Here is a 15,141-nt window from a genome sequence, read left to right as displayed (position 1 = left end):
CCCGTTACCTTTTTGATCGTCCCCAGCCGGGGACCCTCGGTCGCCCGGCCCGGTATGACTTCCTGCCCCTGTCGTTCGGATGATCCGGGGGGTGTTGTCGCTGGGTCGGGTGGCGTCGGCGGACCGCTGATAGGGACACGGCCACCCGTGTTGGGGTAGGTCTCTTCGTAACGTGGCTGCCGGCAGTCCGACGCCCTGACTGCGGCCGAGGCCACGATGCGATGCGTGGAGGCGGGTCTGGTGCACGACGGTTATGGCGTCTTCCTGGGCTTGGACGTCGGTAAGGGTGATCACCACGCGGTCGGGTTGGCCCCGGACGGCAAGCGGCTGCACGACGCGCCGTTGCCGAATACCGAGGTCCGGCTGCGGCAGCTGTTCGACAAACTCGCCCGCCACGGTGCGGTTCTGGTGGTGGTCGACCAGCCCGCCTCGATCGGCGCCTTGCCGGTCGCGGTGGCTCGGGCGTGCGGTCATCAGGTGGCCTACCTGCCTGGCCTGGCGATGCGGCGGATCGCCGATCTGCATCCCGGCTCGGCGAAGACCGACGCCCGTGACGCCTACGTCATCGCTGACGCGGCCCGCACCCTGCCGCACACGCTGCGGCGGGTCGACACCGGCGACGAGACCCTGGCTGAGCTGGAAGTCCTCGTCGGCTTCGACGACGACCTCGCTGGCGAAGCCACCCGGGTGTCGAACCGGATCCGGGGACTGCTGACGCAGATCCATCCCGCCCTGGAACGGGTGCTGGGCCCGAAAGTTCACCACAAGGCGGTCCTGGAGTTGCTGTCGCGTTGCGGCGGCCCGGTCGGTCTGCGCAAGGCCGGCCGCCGCAAACTCCTCTCGATCGCCGCAGCGCACGCGCCCCGCATGGGTGAGCGGCTCGTCGAGCAGATCATGGCCGCCCTCGACGAGCAGAGCGTCACCGTCCCCGGCACCACAGCGGCGGAAACGATCCTGCCCCGCCTCGCCGACAGCCTCCGCGACGTCCTGCGACAACGCGACCAGGTCGCCGGTGAGGTCGAGAGGATGCTTGATGCGCACCCTCTTGCCCCGGTCCTGACCTCGATGCCCGGCATCGGCGTCAGGACCGCCGCCCGGATCCTGCTCGAAGTCGGCGACGGCACCGCGTTCGCCACCCCCGGGCACCTCGCCGCCTACGCCGGCCTCGCCCCAGTTACCCGACGATCCGGAAGCAGTATCCGCGGCGAACACCCACCCAGAGGCGGCAACAAGAACCTCAAACGCGCCTTCTTCCTCGCCGCGTTCGCAGCCCTCGCCGACCCCACCAGCCGGGCTTACTACGACCGCAAACGCGCCGAAGGCAAACGCCACAACGCCGCCCTCATCTGCCTCGCCCGCCGCCGCTGCGACGTCCTATTCGCCATGCTCCGCGACAAGATCCCCTACCAACCACGGCCGACAGATCAGGCACCCGCCCCCGCTTGACGAAACCCATAGGGACACCCCCCCCCCGAGATCAGGGCATCCTCACCGCGCCACCCACTGGTCATGGCCGAGCTTCGCGACCAACGCCAACACCACCACCAGCAGCACCACCCGCACGAAACCCGACCCGCGGCGCAACGCCATCCGCGCACCCAGCACCGCACCAGCGATGTTGCACACCGCCATCCCCGCGCCCAACAACCACCACACGTGCCCGGTCATCCCGAACACCACCAGCGCGCCCAGATTCGTACCCGCGTTCACGACCTTCGCCATCGCCGACCCGTGCACGAAGTCCGCACCCACCAGCGCGGTGAACGCCAACACCAGGAACGTGCCGGTGCCCGGACCGATCAACCCGTCGTACAGGGCGATACCCACCCCGGCCACCGCGATCACCGCCGCCACCCGCACCGGGGTACGCCGCTGCGGCACCGCCACCACCCCCAGCCGGGGGCGCAGCAGCACGAACACCGCCACCGACACCAGCACGACCAGCACCACCGGCCGGTACGCCGACGCCGGCACCGCCCCGGCCAACGCCGCGCCCACACCCGAACTGACCACCGCCAGCCCCGCCGCCGGCGCCACCACCCGCCAGTCGACCTTGGTCCGGCGGGCGTACGTCGCCGCCGCCGTGGCCGTGCCGAAGATCGCGGCCAGCTTGTTCGTGCCCAACGCGGTCGCCACCGGCAACCCCGGGGCAGCCACCAGCAACGCCGGCAGCAGCAACAACCCACCACCACCGACCACGGCGTCGACCCACCCGGCCATCGCGGCAGCGGCCAGCAGAGTACTCAGCGATACGGCGTCCACGGGCGGCAATTCTTCCGACCGGGACGTCCCTGACCAGCACCGGAGTGGCCAACCTCACCGGTCAACGACCCCGCGTACGCCGCAACCACACCCCCAACACGCCAACCGCCACGAACACCAGCACGGAACACAGCAACACCTTCACCACCGGGCAACCATGTCACGGGCACGTAGGGTGCAGGAGTGCGCCTGGCCACCTTCAACGTGCTGCACGGACGATCCCTCACCGACGGGCTCGTCAACTCCGACCGGCTCGCCGACGCCGTGCGCGCCCTCGACGCCGACGTGCTCGCCCTGCAGGAGGTCGACCGCGACCAACACCGCAGCGGCAACCTCGACCTCACCGCCATCGCCGCCCGCGCCCTCGACGCGCCGCACCATCGCTTCGCCGCCGCCCTCGTCGGCACCCCCGGTGAACAGTTCCGCCCGCTGCGCCACGACGACGACGGGCACGGCGAACCCTGCTACGGCATCGGCCTGATCAGCCGACACCCGGTCCGCAGCTGGCACGTCACCCGGCTCAAGCCCGCCCCCGTCCGCTCACCGGTCTACGTCCCCGGCCCCCGCGGCGGCCTCATCCTGCTGCACGACGAACCTCGCGTCGTCCTCGCCGCCATCCTGGACACCCCACACGGCCCGCTCACCGTCGCCGCGACCCACCTGTCGTTCGTGCCCGGCTGGAACGCCCGCCAACTCCGCCAGACCGTCCGAGCCCTGCGCGCGCTGCCCGGCCCCCGTGTCCTGCTCGGCGACCTCAACCTGCCCGCGGGTCTGGCCCGGCTCATCTCCGGTTGGCGCCCCCTGGGCCGACGCCCCACCTACCCCTCCGGGCAGCCCCGCGTCCAACTCGACCACATCCTCGCCGACCGGCACGCCCTCGACGAGCTCCCACCCGTGCGGGCCGTCACCGCACCGCCGTCCACCGTGTCCGACCACCGGCCCCTGCTCGTCGACCTCGGCTGAGACTCGCCCGGCGATAACACCGCCATCGCGGCTCGCGAATGTCTAGGGTGGACGCACCGACACCACCGCCGTTGCGCCATCGCCACCCCCGGACAACACGGAGCTGACCATGAGCGACACGCCGGACACGATCGTGCTCATCCACGGATTCTGGGTCACCCCCCGCAGCTGGGAACACTGGGTCACCCACTACCAGGCCAAAGGCTTCCGAGTGCTCACCCCGACGTACCCGGGGCTGGAAGTCGAGGTCGAGGCGATCAACGCCGACCCCAGCCCCCTGGAGACACTGACCGCCCCGCAGGTCATCGAACACCTCAGCACGGTGCTCGACGCGCTACCCACACCGCCGATCATCATGGGCCACTCCGCCGGCGGGGCGTTCACCCAGGTGCTGCTCGACCGGGGGTACGGCGCCGCGGCGGTCGTGCTCAACTCGGCGCCCACCGAAGGCGTCAAGGTGACCCCCTTCTCGCAGCTGCGCTCCACCTTCCCGGTGCTGAAGAACCCGGCCAACCGGCACCGGGCCGTCGGATTCACCTTCGAACAGTGGAACTACGCGTTCACCAACACCTTCGCCGAGGACGAGGCCCGCGCCCTGTACGAGCGCTACGCCATCCCCGCCGCCGGCGGCATCCTCTGGGACAGCGTCCTGGCCAACCTGCTGCCCGGCCCGCAGGACATCGCCGTCAACTACCACAACGACCAGCGCGCGCCACTGCTGTTCATCTCCGGCTCCGAAGACCACATCATGCCGCCCAGCGTGCAGCGCTCCAACGCCGCGCACTACAAGGCCGACAACACCATCACCGAGGTCCAGCTCTACGACGGGTACGCCCACCTGCTGCCCGCGCAGCAGGGTTGGCAACAGATCGCCGACGACGCCCTCGACTGGGCCCTGCGGCACGGCCGGTGACCACCGCGCCGCGCGCCCACACCAGCACCGCCTGACCACGGCGGGGGAGCGCGACCCCGAGTCGCAAGATTTTTCCCCCAAGATCATTGCATCGACAGACGCCGACGATCATGCTGGCCGATACACGCCACGATCACCTCGTCGGAGGCCACATGAGACGTCAGCGACCCACCCTCATCGCCGTGTCAACCCTCATCGCCCTCACCCTCACCACCGCACCCACCCCCGCCAACGCCCAACGCGCCGCGCAACCGAACCAGGTCAACGCCCTCACCGTCCGCCAAGCCGACGGATTCGCCACCCTCGCCTGGCAACCCGTCGACGGCGCCACCGACTACCAGATCGAACGCACCCCCGTCGACGCCGACAACAACCCCACCGGCGCACCCACCATCGTCGGCATCTGGCGACCCAACCGCCAGATCAACCAAGAGGCGCCCACCTTCGCCGACGCCGGCTTCAACCCCGGCGACACCTTCCAATGGCGGGTCCGCGCCCGCACCGGCACCACCGAACAGCCCTACTCCGACCCGGTCACCGCCACCACCACCGCCCCCTGGGGCAACCCCGACAACCCCGGCCAACAGCTGCGCACCCAATGGGAAACCACCCACGCCGCGCAATACACCAGCGACACCGACGAGTACGCCTACACCGCCGCCATCGACACCCTCAGCGACCGCGTCCGCGTCGTCGAACTCGGCCGCACCGTCCAGAACCGACCCATCAACATGCTCGTCATCGGCCACCCCACCCCACCGGCCACCCCCGCGGCCGTCGCCGCGACCGCCCCGGTGGCCATCAACTGCAACGTGCACGGCAACGAACCCGGCGACCGCGAAGCCTGCCTCATCATGGCCCGCGAACTCGCCTTCAGCACCGACCCCCGCGTCACCGACCTGCTCAGCCACACCACCGTCCTGATCGTCCCCACCATCAACGGCGACGGCCGAGCCGCCAACACCCGCGGCAACTCCACCGGCCAGGACCTCAACCGCGACTACTCCCTGATCCGCCAACCCGAGACCGCCGCGTACATCAGAATGGTCCGCGACTACCGACCCGTCGCCGGCTACGACGGCCACGAGTTCGGCAACTCCCGCGCCGGTGACCTCCCGATGCTGCCGCCGCGCCACCAGAACGTCGCCCAACCCATCTTCGACCAGTCCCAGGACATGATCGAAGGCCACATGTACGCCAAGGGCGCCGAAGCCGGCTGGTGGGCCTGCCCCTACGGCTGCGAAGGCGGCGGCAACGTCGGCCTCAGCGAGGAAACCATCCTGCGCAACACCCTCGGCCTCAAGAACGTCACCAACTCCCTCCTGGAACTGCGCAGCTCCGGCGGCCAGACCCGACCCGACGAGGGCAACACCGCCAACAACCGGCGCCGCAAGACCTACTCCGCCCTGTGGACGTTCCAGCAGTTCCTCGACTACCACCGCACCGACCTCGGCGACATCCTGCACGCCCGCAGCGAGGCCATCGAATTCCAGGCCGCCAACACCGGCCGACTGGTCTTCCGCGGCTCCCGTCCCATCCCCGCACACCCGGCACCCCACCCCGGCGACAGCCCGCCGCCGCTCGACGCGCCCCCCGCCAACCTCATCCTCGACAACGCCCCCTGCGCCTACAAACTCACCGACGCCCAGTACCACGGCGCCCGCACCGACGGACCCGGCGGCGTCGGCACCACCGTCGCGCAACGCATCGCCGCGCACGGTTGGAAGGTCATCACCACCAGCGACGGCTACTACGTTCCCCTCAACCAACCCGAACGCGGCCTCATCCCACTGCTCCTCGACCCGCTGGGCGTGGAGAAGCTGACCGACGGCGAACGCGTCTACCCAACCCTCACCGGCCGACGTAACGGACCCCTGGTCGTCTCCGGCTTCACCTGCGCCGCCGACGCCACCATCAACGGCCCGGTCACCGTCCGGGCCGGCGCGGCACTCGTCACGACCGCCACCACCATCAGCGGCCCCGTGACCGCCAACGGCGCCGCCGGCATCCTCCTCGCCGACAGCACCGTCAACGGACCGGTCCGCATCGCGCACACCACCGACGCCGTCTCCATCATCGACGTCACCATCGCCGGCCCCGCCGACCTGTCCGCCAACACCACCGGCACCGACACCCCGCTGCTGGTCGGCACCACCATCCGCGGCCCCCTCACCTGCACCGCCAACAACCCCGCACCGACCAACCTCGGCATCACCAACACCGTGCACGGCCCACGCACCGCCCAGTGCGCCGCACTATGACCGTCAACTAACCGAACCAACGTGCCGGCGGCGCGGGTCCGACACCCGCGCCGCCGGCACCCCCACCTGCCAACCCCGAACCCGTGGAGGCCGCCGTGCCGCACACCGCCACCGCAACGCGGCGCCCCCGACTGCAGGCCCTCAGCCTCCTCGTGCCCACCCTGCTGCTCGCCGCCTGCACCAGCGGCACCGCCGCGACACCAGCCGCCAACGGCACGGCACCCCACGTCACCGGGCCGCTCTGCGCCGCCCTGCCCACCGGCACCGACCCCGGTAACCCGACCTTCCTCGCCGGCCAACCCGCCGACGAGGCCCTGCGGTGGCTCCCCACCCTCACCACGTTCGAAGCGGCCCTGCGCACCAGCGGCGTCCTCACCGACCTACCCGACGGCACCACCGTCACCATCCTGGCGCCCACCGACGACGCCTTCGCCGCCACGTTCTCCGAGGACAACTGGGACGACCTCATGACCCACCACACCGACCAGCTACGCACCCTGCTGAAGGCGCACCTCATCACCGGCACCCACCCGATCGACGAGCTCGCCCACGCCGGCACCGCCACCACCCTCGACGGCGTCACCATCACCGTCACCCGTACCGGGCCGACCACCCGCCTCGCCGACCGCGCCGACACCGTCTGCGCCGACTACCAGGCCACCAACGCCCGCATCCACCTCATCAACGCCGTGCTCGGCCCACTGCCCGTCACCGCGGACGGCACCGACCACCGCGCCCACTGACCCCACTCACCCCGGGTCCGTGGGCACCAGACCCGCCAACGCGCGGTTGGTTCGGTTGGCCCGCACCGCGTCACGCTGCTGCCCGGCCGTCACCTCGATGTACGTCTGCGACGACGCCAACGACGCATGCCCCAACAACCGCATGATCTCCGCAGCGCTCGCCCCGTCCTCCGCCAACCGGGTCGCGAAGGTGTGCCGCAACGCGTGCAACCGCGCGCCACGCGGCACCCGGTCACCGATGCCAGCCCGCCGATAACACGACTCCACGAGATACTGCAGCCCACCACGGCGCAACGGCTCACCGCGCCGATCCACCAGCAACGCCGAGTCGGGGCGTACCGACCGCGAACCGAAGCGCCGCGCCCGACTCGCCAGGTAGTCCATCAGCACCCGGTCCAGATCCGCCTCGATCGGCACCACCCGGGGCCGTCCACCCTTCCCGGCCACCTCGACCCGCCGCTCGCCGGGCCGACCACCCAGCGAGCCGACCCGCAGCGCGAGCAGCTCCGACAGTCGCAGGCCGGCGCAGAGCGCCACCGCCAACACCGCGACGTCCCGCTCCGGCCACGGATCGCGCTGCCGACCGTCGTCCCGCGCCGCCGAGGCGAGCAGTACCTCGGGGGTGTCCGCGCCACGCAACGGCTTCGGCTGGGGGAGTAGCGCCCGAGGTCGGCCGACCGCCGGCATCGGGTTGCCCGCCACGAGCCCGTCGGCCACCAGGAACGTGAAGAAACCGTTCCAGGTGGACCAGGCGCGGTGCACCGACGCGGGCGCCCGGGGCGCGGCGAACCGGGCGAAGGCCGCCCGCATCACCCGGGGGGAGAGGTCGGTGATCAACAGTGCGTCCAGGGGGAGGGGAGTGGCCTCGGCGACCAGGGCGGCCACCGTGTGCAGGTCCCGCCGGTACGCCGCCAAGGTGTGCGGGGAGGGCTTGCGGGTGGCCCGCGCGGTCAGGAACTCCTCGATCAACGCCATGAGCGATTCGTCCTGTTTGTCATGCATAACGGATATTATGCAGCATTTTCGGGTTTCCCGAAAGCGTGGAAGAGGGGGAGTGCGATGACCGAACCGCGGCGCTACGTCCTGACCGGAGCCCCAGGAGCCGGCAAGACCACCCTGATCGAGGCCCTGAGTCGCCGTGGACACCTGGTGATCCGGGAGGCGGCAACCGACATCATCGCGACCCGGCAGGCTGAGGGGTGCGCCGAACCCTGGCAGGAACCCGACTTCGTCGACGCCATCGCGCGCCTGCGGCGCCAGCGCCGACTCGCCGCCGACGCGCACGGCGGCGCGCAGATCCACGACCGGTCACCGCTGTGCACCCTCGCGCTGGCACGGCACCTGGGCCGCGACGTCGGCCCCGACCTCGCCGCCGAGATCGACCGGATCACCAGCGCGGGGACCTACCAGCCGCTGGTGTTCCTATCGCCCCGCTGGGCTTCGTCCGACGCACGGCCGCACGACGCGTACGCCACCTTCTATCCACCCGACGGCGTCAGCTTCGTCGACCAGGAGCGCGCCGTGGTCGACGAACTGGCCGCGTACACCTCGGAGCAGCCGTGGTGGCTGGGCTATCTCAAGACCGGCGCGCATGACGTCGTCTTCCCACGTGCTCCACGGGTGTCCCTGTACGGGGACTGGTCCTACGTGCTGGTCGAAGCCGGACCCGAGCAGGCCCTGACCTGGCGGACCGGTCACTCGCGTGGTGACGGGCCGCTGCCCGACCTGCTCTTTCCCGCGGATCGCTCCTGGCTGGTCTCCGCCCTCTGGGACGACACCTGGACCGACATCGGCGGCAGCGCCGCCCTCGTCGCGGCGTTGCACCGCAACCCGCTGATCAACGCCCGCCGTGTCGGGCCCGATGACGACGCCCTGCCGCCGGGACTGACCCGTGAGTAGCGGTCGCTCGTTCCGACGTGAGGGGACCGCCAGATAACGCGACTTTACATAATGTGCATTATCGAATCAGGATCGGTGGCCGCGTCCAGGCTGACGACAGCGGCCGGCGCCCTGTTGACTGGCGGTTGGTCGCTGTCGATCTTGTCGCTACTACGCATCGTGATGAGCCAGCACTTCCTGGCCGCGCCACAAGGACCCGGGCCCGACCGGGTCGCGCCGTGCGCCGTGCGCCCCGCGTCTGCGCGGCGTGCGCCAACCAGCCCGCCCTTGATCGACTCCGTATCCGCGACATTGCGGCATCCGAGCCGCTGGACACCGCCACATCGCCGACATGGAGTCGATCACGCGCCGGACCGTGTGCCGAGCCGTGTGCGCCGTGCGCGTCCATGCCCCGCGCGCCCGCGCGGTCTGCGGCCCGCACCAGCCAGACGCTGCGGCGCAACGGCGGACGGCCGTCGGCCCCTCATCCCCCGCCCCCGAGGGCCTTCAGCAGGGCCATATAGTGCCAGCAGCGTCGCGTGCCGGTGGCGGATGGATCGTCAGGCATGGAGGCGTCGTATCGGAAGGTGGCTACGGCCATTCCCACCCCAATTTCACAGAAGATCACGCTGTACCCCGCCGAGGACCGGTTCTTCGGCCCCCGACCCGCCGTTCTCGTCCTGCCCGGCGGCGGCTTCCGGGAACTTCCACCGCACGAGGGCGAAGGCTATGCGCGCTGGCTGTCCGGACTCGGGATCCACGCCTTCGTCCTGTCGTACCGGCTGCTGCCGGACCGGTTCCCGGCCCCGCTCGAAGACGCTCGGGCCGGGTTGGACCACATCCGCAACGGCGACCACGGCCTCAACGTCGGCCGAGTCGGCGTCATCGGATCAAGCGCGGGCGGCCAACTCGCCGGCCTGCTCATGACCGGCCGGGTCCTGTCCATCGAGGAGGGCGTCGCCGACCCGCCCCGACCGGACTTCGCGATCCTGGCCTACGCGCTGGCCGACCTCGACCTGCTGCCGCCGCCGGTGGTCGAGCACCTGCTCGGCGACCTGCTGCCCATCAAGGACGAGCTATCCCCGGCCAAGCATGTGGACGCGTCGGTGTGCCCGACCTTCGTATGGGCCACCGCTCAGGACCCGCCGGGCCTGCCCAACGCCCTGGAGTGGACCCGGGCGTTGGCGGCCGCGGCGGTACCGGTGGAGTTGCACGTCTACCCGGGCGGCAGCCACGGCATCGGTTTGGCCGACGGCGTGGAATACGGCGGCGAGCCGCATAAGTTCATTGCGCGCGAGCCGCACACCGCGTCCTGGACGACCGCGTGCGCTGCCTGGCTGCGACGGGAGGGCGTTCTTGTCGACTGACCGCGTCACCGCCTGGGGCGGAGAACTGCAGCGGGTGCACGGCAAGCTGCGCAATGCGTTGGCTTTGGCGCGGGCGGGACTGGACGGTGGCGACCTCGCCGGCGCCGCCAACGACCTGCTGTTGTTCTGCTACGGGTTCTGCGCTGCCCTGTCCGGCCATCATCGCGCCGAGGACGGTTCGCTGTTCCCGGAACTGCTACGGGCGCGACCCGACCTGGCGCCGGTGGTCGCGAAGCTGACTCAGGACCACAACATGATTGAGCATCTCATCGGTGGATTACAGGCGGCGGTGGCCGACTCGACCGACCCGGAGGTGGCACACCGTCACCTGGACGGGATCGAGGCGGTCATGGAGACGCACTTCAAGTACGAGGAGAAGCAACTGGGAGCGGTGCTGGACAGCATGGATGCCGACTTCGACCGTACCGAGATCTTCGGCCCGATTAGCTGAGCCACGTCCCGTTCGCGCCGTCGGCGGACGGCGCGAACGGGAACCACCTGGGTTCGAGCGGAACCGCCGCCGCCTCGCCCGGTGTCCTTCACCGCGACTGCCGAGAATTCGCTGCAGCGGTGAGACGGACGCGTGTCACGAACCGCGACCGGCCCTAGCTACACCGGGTGTCACGGGGTTTGCTCCAGTCCGTTCTCTTTGGCGATGTGCTCGATGTCGGCGGGCGTGCCGGCCATGATCGTGCGCGTGTGCTCGGTGACCAGGTCAACGGGCCAGTCCCACCAGGCGGCGCGACGCAGCCGGTCGATGTCCGCCTCCTCGAAGCGGCGCCGGATCGCTTTGGCTGGATTACCGCCGACGATCGTGTACGGCGGCACATCGGCGGTGACCACCGCACCGGCCGCGATGATGGCCCCGTCGCCGATCCGTACGCCCGGCATGACGGTGGCCTGGTAGCCGAACCAGACGTCATTGCCGACGACAGTGTCGCCCCGGCTGGGCATGGCGGTGACGATATCGAGGGTCCGTTCGGTCCACTCACCACCGAAGATGGTGAACGGGAACGTCGACACGCCCATCGTCGGGTGGTCGGCGCCGGCCATCAGGAACCGGGCTCCTGTGGCGATTGCGCAGTACTTGCCGATGATCAGCCGTTCCGGGCCGTAGCCGTAGAGCACGTTGCGGTGCTCGAAGCCGGTGGCGCCGTCGGGGTCGTCGTAGTAGGTGTACTCGCCCACCACGATCTTGGGCGAGGTGACCAGCGGCTTGAGGAAGACCATGCGCTCATGCGCCGGCAATGGGTGAACGGCCATAGGATCAGGTGTCAACTGGAGATCCTCTCCAAACTCATGGTTGTGGCTGCTTGTCAGGCGACCTTAAGGGTGGCGCGCATACCCACGTAGCAGACCTGGGTGCCGTTGGTGAGGGTGGAGAAGACCACCGGCATGTAGTCCTCGCTGAACGATGGGCCCGCGCCGGAGGCGGTGAAGACCGTCTCGGTGACCGGTTCCAGGGTCATCTCCAGCGGTGGTGACAGGTCTGCCATGTCGTCGACGAACTCGTAGCGCATGTGGGGCGCGCCGTCGTCGTCGCGGGAGACGGTGACGATGACACCCTCACGCCGGTACGTGCCGAGCAGCGGTGTCAGGTCGATCGGGTGTGGCACGGGGAGGTCGCTGGCGGTGCCGCGGCGGCTGCCGCGCCGAGCAGGACCGTGCTCGCGGTCACCAGCACGGACACGGCGAGACGGAGCCCTCTGGGTGTGGTCACACGCATCTCCTTCGACGCTGGACGGCGGATCGATGCAGGGGCCGACGGTGGGTGGTGGTGTTCTTCCTACGCTTGCGAAAGAAGCTCAGCAAGCATCGATACGTCCCCTCTCCCCCGGCCGTTGACGGCGCAGCAGTACGCCGCCCGCCACCCCCGCGAGGATCGGAAAGCCGGCGACCAGCAGCCGATGGTGAACACCTACGTACGGATCGCCTCGGCGGCCAGTTGAGGAGCAGGCCGGCCCGCGTGGGTTTGTGCGCGGCGGCGGCCAGGGTGGTGGCGACGACAGCGAGACCGCCGAGGCCCAGTTGGCCGACGCTGGTGGCGAGGGTGATCGTTCGCAGGGCCGGAGCCCGGACGATCGCGCGGACGCCGTGGAACAGGTCGGTCGTTCGTGTCGGCTCCGCCGTGTTGTCGGAGGCGACCAGGCGCAGGGATGCGACGCCGAGTGCGCCGAGTCCGGTCGCGCGGCGCGCGGCGGCGCTGGTGCGGCATGCGCGGCTGTGGAGACCGGGCCAAAGCGGCCGCGTACCGGCAGCGCAGACGAACTCCGACCGCGTAAGGGCAGTCGACCGAGGACATCGGCAGCGGCTACCGCGGGCCGAGCTTGCCAGGCTCGTAGCTGTAGAGCGAGGTGGTGGCCTTCTCGTAGAACAACGGCACGAACATGCGCATCACCAGCGCCTGCACGCGTCGCTTGACCGGCCCGGCCTTCTTGGCCCCACGGTTGTCCTCGGCGGTGTCGAGGAGTTTGACGATGCGGGGGCGGCGCTCGGCGTCGTACGCCGTCAGCGCCGCGGAGAGGGTCGGCTCGGCCTGCAGGGCCGCAGCCAGGACGAGCGCGTCCTCGATCGCCATGGAGGCGCCCTGGCCGGCGCCGACCGGGTGGGCGGCGTCGCCGATCAGGACGCCGCGGTCACTGTGCCAGGTGGGCACCGGGTCGACCGCGTGGAAGAGCACGGTCGGGTGCAGCCGGGTGGTCGCCGCGATGACCGCGGATGGCACCGCCTCCTGCTGGTAGAGCTCGGCCGTGCGACTCAGCCACTGCGCCTCGCTGATGCCGGTGCGGTCCGGCTGGGTCGGATCCGCGATCTGCGCCTGCCACCACACCTCGCGGTCGTCGGCGGCCAGGTGGATGAAGGCGCCGTTGCGGGCGAAGGTCAGGTTGAACACCCCGGGCTCGACACCGTCCATCGTGGCGACGCCCGAGACCGCGTAGAGACCGGCGTACTCCGTGCGGGGCGCGGTCGCGTCGAGCAGTTGGCGCACCGTCGACCAGATGCCGTCCGCGGCCACGAGCAGGTCGGCGGTGGCCCGCTCGCCGTTGGCGAATTCGGCGGTGACACCCTCTGGTGTCTCGGTGACGCCGACGAGGTGGTGCCCGGTCACGATCCGCGCCCCGGCGTCGGTAGCGGCGTGGCGCAGCACCGCGACGAGCCGTCCACGCAGGAGCGTGACGCTGTGCAGTGCTTCGGTGCTGCGCCGGCCGCGTGGCACGTCGGCCAGCAGGTGACCGCCGGCCGACCACATCCGCTGCCGTGGGATGTCGACACCGGCGTCCTGGACCTGCGCCAGGCAGCCGAGTGTGTCCAGACTGCGCAGCCCGTTGCTGGCGAGGCTGACGAACGAGCCGATGTTGCCGGCCGGGTCCTCGTACGCCTCGTAGACGGTTACGTCGATGCCGATGTGCCGCAGCGCTAGTGCGGCTGTGGCCCCGGCGATGCCGCCGCCGACGACTATCGCTCTCATGTCCCCGCTCCCCCGAACCCCGGTTCACTGAACTGTTCTTCGGTGAAAGTACGTTCGTTAGGATGGGCCCGTCAACCCCTGACGCGGAAGGACACCAATGCCCCGAGGCACCACGCCCGAGACGGCCACACGCAAGGTCAAGGCCGCGCAGACCCGCACCGCGCTGCTGGACGCGGCTCGGCGGCTGTTCAGCGAGCGCGGCTACCTCAACACCAAGATCACCGACATCACGGCTGCGGCGGGGCGCGCCACCGGCTCGTTCTATGAGCATTTCGCCAGCAAGGAGGAGCTGCTGCAGGCGCTGCTGGCCGAGATGGAGGCCACCGCCGACGAGCACGTGGCCAGCGGCGATCACCCCAAGGACCACGACCTGACCGACCGGGCGCAGTTGCGCGACCACCTCGCGATCGCCTGGACGGTGATGCGGCAGCACCGTCCGGTCACGGTCGCCCTGTTCCAGTCGATGATCGCGGCCGATCCCGCCTCCGGCAGCGCCTGGCGCGACCTGCGCGCCCAGACCACGACGCTGCGCGAACATCTGGACTACCTACGCGAGCGCCACCACCCGCTGCCCGGCGACCCGCAGCTGGTCGCGGCAGCCATCGGCGCGATGCTCGCCACCCTGAACTACGCGATGCCGGCCACCGACGAGTCGGCCGGTGACGACGACAAGACCCTCGACACCCTCACCGACCTGCTGCTGCACGGGCTGGCCGGGCCAGGCTCAGCCAGAGTGGTCTCGTAGCGGCACCCACCGCTCGAATCGGTTGACAATGTGCCGTAGGTGATAGCTGGGTTCGCGGACGAACAGGCTGCGGATCTCGTTGATCGGGTTGCAGACCGGTGGCATGTTCTCCTCGTCGTCGTACTCCGCTTCGGGGTCCTCCGGGAACTGGACGAACGGGGTCTTCGGCTGGTCGGGGTGGGTGGGTTCGACCGGGTTGCGGTGCCACCGCGTGCCGTAGTTGCGGTTGAGCACCTCGCCGAGATACCACCCCGGCACCGCGACCGCGGGTTGCTCGACCGCCTCGGCCGCGAGCAGGTCGTGCCGGGCGGCCAACCGCTTCCGCAGCAGCTGCTCGAGGCGGTCCATTGAGTCCACGGTGAAGTCCCACGCCTGCCCGGTTTCCCGGGCCCAGGCCGGAAAAGCCGTCTGTTGGGCCGTCAACCAGGTGTTCAGTCGCGGGTTGTCGGCCCAGTCGCTCATGCCCGGTCTCCACTCAGCGCTTGATAACGAACAGATACCCATAATTGTCAGTCGATCGCATTGGGGCAGGCCAATGCG

At 70.2% G+C, this 15,141-nt stretch carries 17 protein-coding genes; 10 read left to right on the top strand and 7 right to left on the bottom strand.

What is annotated here, in order from left to right:
• The first annotated feature begins 240 nt into the window (after nt 1-240).
• Nucleotides 241-1,446, top strand: a complete 1,206-nt coding sequence (locus tag C7C45_RS28000) for an IS110 family RNA-guided transposase (protein ID WP_425271179.1) — start codon at nt 241-243, stop codon at nt 1,444-1,446.
• Nucleotides 1,447-1,488: 42 nt separating this feature from the next.
• On the opposite strand, the gene C7C45_RS27995 is transcribed toward C7C45_RS28000, so the two are convergent.
• Nucleotides 1,489-2,262 carry a sulfite exporter TauE/SafE family protein gene (locus C7C45_RS27995; protein ID WP_280101406.1) on the bottom strand — a complete coding sequence of 258 codons (774 nt, stop codon included), beginning with the start codon at nt 2,260-2,262 and terminating at the stop codon, nt 1,489-1,491.
• Between the two features lie 183 nt (nt 2,263-2,445).
• Between C7C45_RS27995 and C7C45_RS27990 the strand changes: the two genes are divergently transcribed.
• The 4 genes from C7C45_RS27990 to C7C45_RS27975 all read left to right on the top strand — a co-directional run bounded on the left by C7C45_RS27990 (nt 2,446) and on the right by C7C45_RS27975 (nt 7,142).
• The gene (locus C7C45_RS27990; protein WP_110566998.1) at nt 2,446-3,225 is read left to right on the top strand and encodes an endonuclease/exonuclease/phosphatase family protein; all 780 of its coding nucleotides are present in this window, start codon (nt 2,446-2,448) and stop codon (nt 3,223-3,225) included.
• A 109-nt stretch (nt 3,226-3,334) separates the two neighbouring features.
• Nucleotides 3,335-4,138 carry an alpha/beta hydrolase gene (locus tag C7C45_RS27985; protein WP_110566996.1) on the top strand — a complete coding sequence of 268 codons (804 nt, stop codon included), beginning with the start codon at nt 3,335-3,337 and terminating at the stop codon, nt 4,136-4,138.
• 182 nt (nt 4,139-4,320) lie between these two features.
• Nucleotides 4,321-6,399 (top strand): M14 family zinc carboxypeptidase, encoded by a 2,079-nt coding sequence (locus tag C7C45_RS35595; protein ID WP_280101405.1) that lies wholly within the window; start codon nt 4,321-4,323, stop codon nt 6,397-6,399.
• 95 nt (nt 6,400-6,494) lie between these two features.
• Nucleotides 6,495-7,142 carry a fasciclin domain-containing protein gene (locus tag C7C45_RS27975; RefSeq protein WP_167454848.1) on the top strand — a complete coding sequence of 216 codons (648 nt, stop codon included), beginning with the start codon at nt 6,495-6,497 and terminating at the stop codon, nt 7,140-7,142.
• A 6-nt stretch (nt 7,143-7,148) separates the two neighbouring features.
• Here C7C45_RS27975 and C7C45_RS27970 read toward each other — a convergent pair whose 3' ends face one another.
• The gene (locus C7C45_RS27970) at nt 7,149-8,144 is read right to left on the bottom strand and encodes a tyrosine-type recombinase/integrase (protein ID WP_110566990.1); all 996 of its coding nucleotides are present in this window, start codon (nt 8,142-8,144) and stop codon (nt 7,149-7,151) included.
• A 57-nt stretch (nt 8,145-8,201) separates the two neighbouring features.
• Between C7C45_RS27970 and C7C45_RS27965 the strand changes: the two genes are divergently transcribed.
• From C7C45_RS27965 to C7C45_RS27955, 3 genes are all read left to right on the top strand, one after another.
• Nucleotides 8,202-9,041 (top strand): AAA family ATPase, encoded by an 840-nt coding sequence (locus C7C45_RS27965; RefSeq protein ID WP_110566988.1) that lies wholly within the window; start codon nt 8,202-8,204, stop codon nt 9,039-9,041.
• A gap of 545 nt (nt 9,042-9,586) precedes the next feature.
• On the top strand, nt 9,587-10,387 hold the full coding sequence (locus C7C45_RS27960; protein WP_110566986.1) for an alpha/beta hydrolase: 801 nt from the start codon (nt 9,587-9,589) through the stop codon (nt 10,385-10,387).
• A complete protein-coding gene (locus C7C45_RS27955) occupies nt 10,377-10,838 on the top strand; it encodes a hemerythrin domain-containing protein (RefSeq protein WP_110566984.1) in 462 nt (153 codons plus the stop codon). Before C7C45_RS27960 ends, C7C45_RS27955 begins: the two co-directional genes overlap by 11 nt.
• A gap of 170 nt (nt 10,839-11,008) precedes the next feature.
• On the opposite strand, the gene C7C45_RS27950 is transcribed toward C7C45_RS27955, so the two are convergent.
• Genes C7C45_RS27950 through C7C45_RS35590 form a run of 3 tightly spaced genes read right to left on the bottom strand, consistent with a single transcriptional unit; the run spans nt 11,009 to nt 12,107 of the window.
• Nucleotides 11,009-11,650 (bottom strand): CatB-related O-acetyltransferase, encoded by a 642-nt coding sequence (locus C7C45_RS27950; protein ID WP_425271178.1) that lies wholly within the window; start codon nt 11,648-11,650, stop codon nt 11,009-11,011.
• Nucleotides 11,651-11,703: 53 nt separating this feature from the next.
• Complete coding sequence (locus tag C7C45_RS27945; RefSeq protein WP_208641377.1) at nt 11,704-12,003, bottom strand: hypothetical protein; 300 nt, start codon at nt 12,001-12,003, stop codon at nt 11,704-11,706.
• On the bottom strand, nt 11,982-12,107 hold the full coding sequence (locus C7C45_RS35590; RefSeq protein ID WP_280101404.1) for a hypothetical protein: 126 nt from the start codon (nt 12,105-12,107) through the stop codon (nt 11,982-11,984). The genes C7C45_RS27945 and C7C45_RS35590 overlap by 22 nt, the downstream gene beginning before the upstream one ends.
• Before the next feature lie 436 nt (nt 12,108-12,543).
• On the opposite strand from C7C45_RS35590, the gene C7C45_RS35905 reads away from it, so the two are divergent.
• Nucleotides 12,544-12,669 carry a CGNR zinc finger domain-containing protein gene (locus tag C7C45_RS35905; protein WP_110566980.1) on the top strand — a complete coding sequence of 42 codons (126 nt, stop codon included), beginning with the start codon at nt 12,544-12,546 and terminating at the stop codon, nt 12,667-12,669.
• A gap of 29 nt (nt 12,670-12,698) precedes the next feature.
• Here C7C45_RS35905 and C7C45_RS27935 read toward each other — a convergent pair whose 3' ends face one another.
• Nucleotides 12,699-13,856 (bottom strand): FAD-dependent oxidoreductase, encoded by a 1,158-nt coding sequence (locus C7C45_RS27935; protein WP_110566978.1) that lies wholly within the window; start codon nt 13,854-13,856, stop codon nt 12,699-12,701.
• 97 nt (nt 13,857-13,953) lie between these two features.
• On the opposite strand from C7C45_RS27935, the gene C7C45_RS27930 reads away from it, so the two are divergent.
• Complete coding sequence (locus C7C45_RS27930) at nt 13,954-14,601, top strand: TetR/AcrR family transcriptional regulator (RefSeq protein ID WP_110566976.1); 648 nt, start codon at nt 13,954-13,956, stop codon at nt 14,599-14,601.
• Here C7C45_RS27930 and C7C45_RS27925 read toward each other — a convergent pair.
• Nucleotides 14,581-15,063 (bottom strand): hypothetical protein, encoded by a 483-nt coding sequence (locus C7C45_RS27925; protein WP_110566974.1) that lies wholly within the window; start codon nt 15,061-15,063, stop codon nt 14,581-14,583. The genes C7C45_RS27930 and C7C45_RS27925 overlap by 21 nt on opposite strands.
• Between the last annotated feature and the right edge of the window lie 78 nt (nt 15,064-15,141).

Origin of the sequence: Micromonospora arborensis, from assembly GCF_003205615.1 — a bacterium.
Taxonomy (GTDB): Bacteria; Actinomycetota; Actinomycetes; order Mycobacteriales; family Micromonosporaceae; genus Micromonospora; species Micromonospora arborensis.
The sequence above is the reverse complement of the archived record's forward strand: the minus strand, read 5'-3'. Positions and strand labels throughout refer to the sequence as shown.

What these genes read in the sequence shown, in the direction of transcription:
- C7C45_RS27985 (WP_110566996.1), top strand. Translation starts at nt 3,335, where the DNA reads ATGAGCGACACGCCGGACACGATCGTGCTCATCCACGGATTCTGGGTC.
- C7C45_RS27970 (WP_110566990.1), bottom strand. Translation starts at nt 8,144, where the DNA reads ATGCATGACAAACAGGACGAATCGCTCATGGCGTTGATCGAGGAGTTC.
- C7C45_RS27965 (WP_110566988.1), top strand. Translation starts at nt 8,202, where the DNA reads ATGACCGAACCGCGGCGCTACGTCCTGACCGGAGCCCCAGGAGCCGGC.
- C7C45_RS27960 (WP_110566986.1), top strand. Translation starts at nt 9,587, where the DNA reads ATGGAGGCGTCGTATCGGAAGGTGGCTACGGCCATTCCCACCCCAATT.
- C7C45_RS27950 (WP_425271178.1), bottom strand. Translation starts at nt 11,650, where the DNA reads ATGGCCGTTCACCCATTGCCGGCGCATGAGCGCATGGTCTTCCTCAAG.
- C7C45_RS35905 (WP_110566980.1), top strand. Translation starts at nt 12,544, where the DNA reads ATGCGACGCCGAGTGCGCCGAGTCCGGTCGCGCGGCGCGCGGCGGCGC.
- C7C45_RS27935 (WP_110566978.1), bottom strand. Translation starts at nt 13,856, where the DNA reads ATGAGAGCGATAGTCGTCGGCGGCGGCATCGCCGGGGCCACAGCCGCA.
- C7C45_RS27930 (WP_110566976.1), top strand. Translation starts at nt 13,954, where the DNA reads ATGCCCCGAGGCACCACGCCCGAGACGGCCACACGCAAGGTCAAGGCC.
- C7C45_RS27925 (WP_110566974.1), bottom strand. Translation starts at nt 15,063, where the DNA reads ATGAGCGACTGGGCCGACAACCCGCGACTGAACACCTGGTTGACGGCC.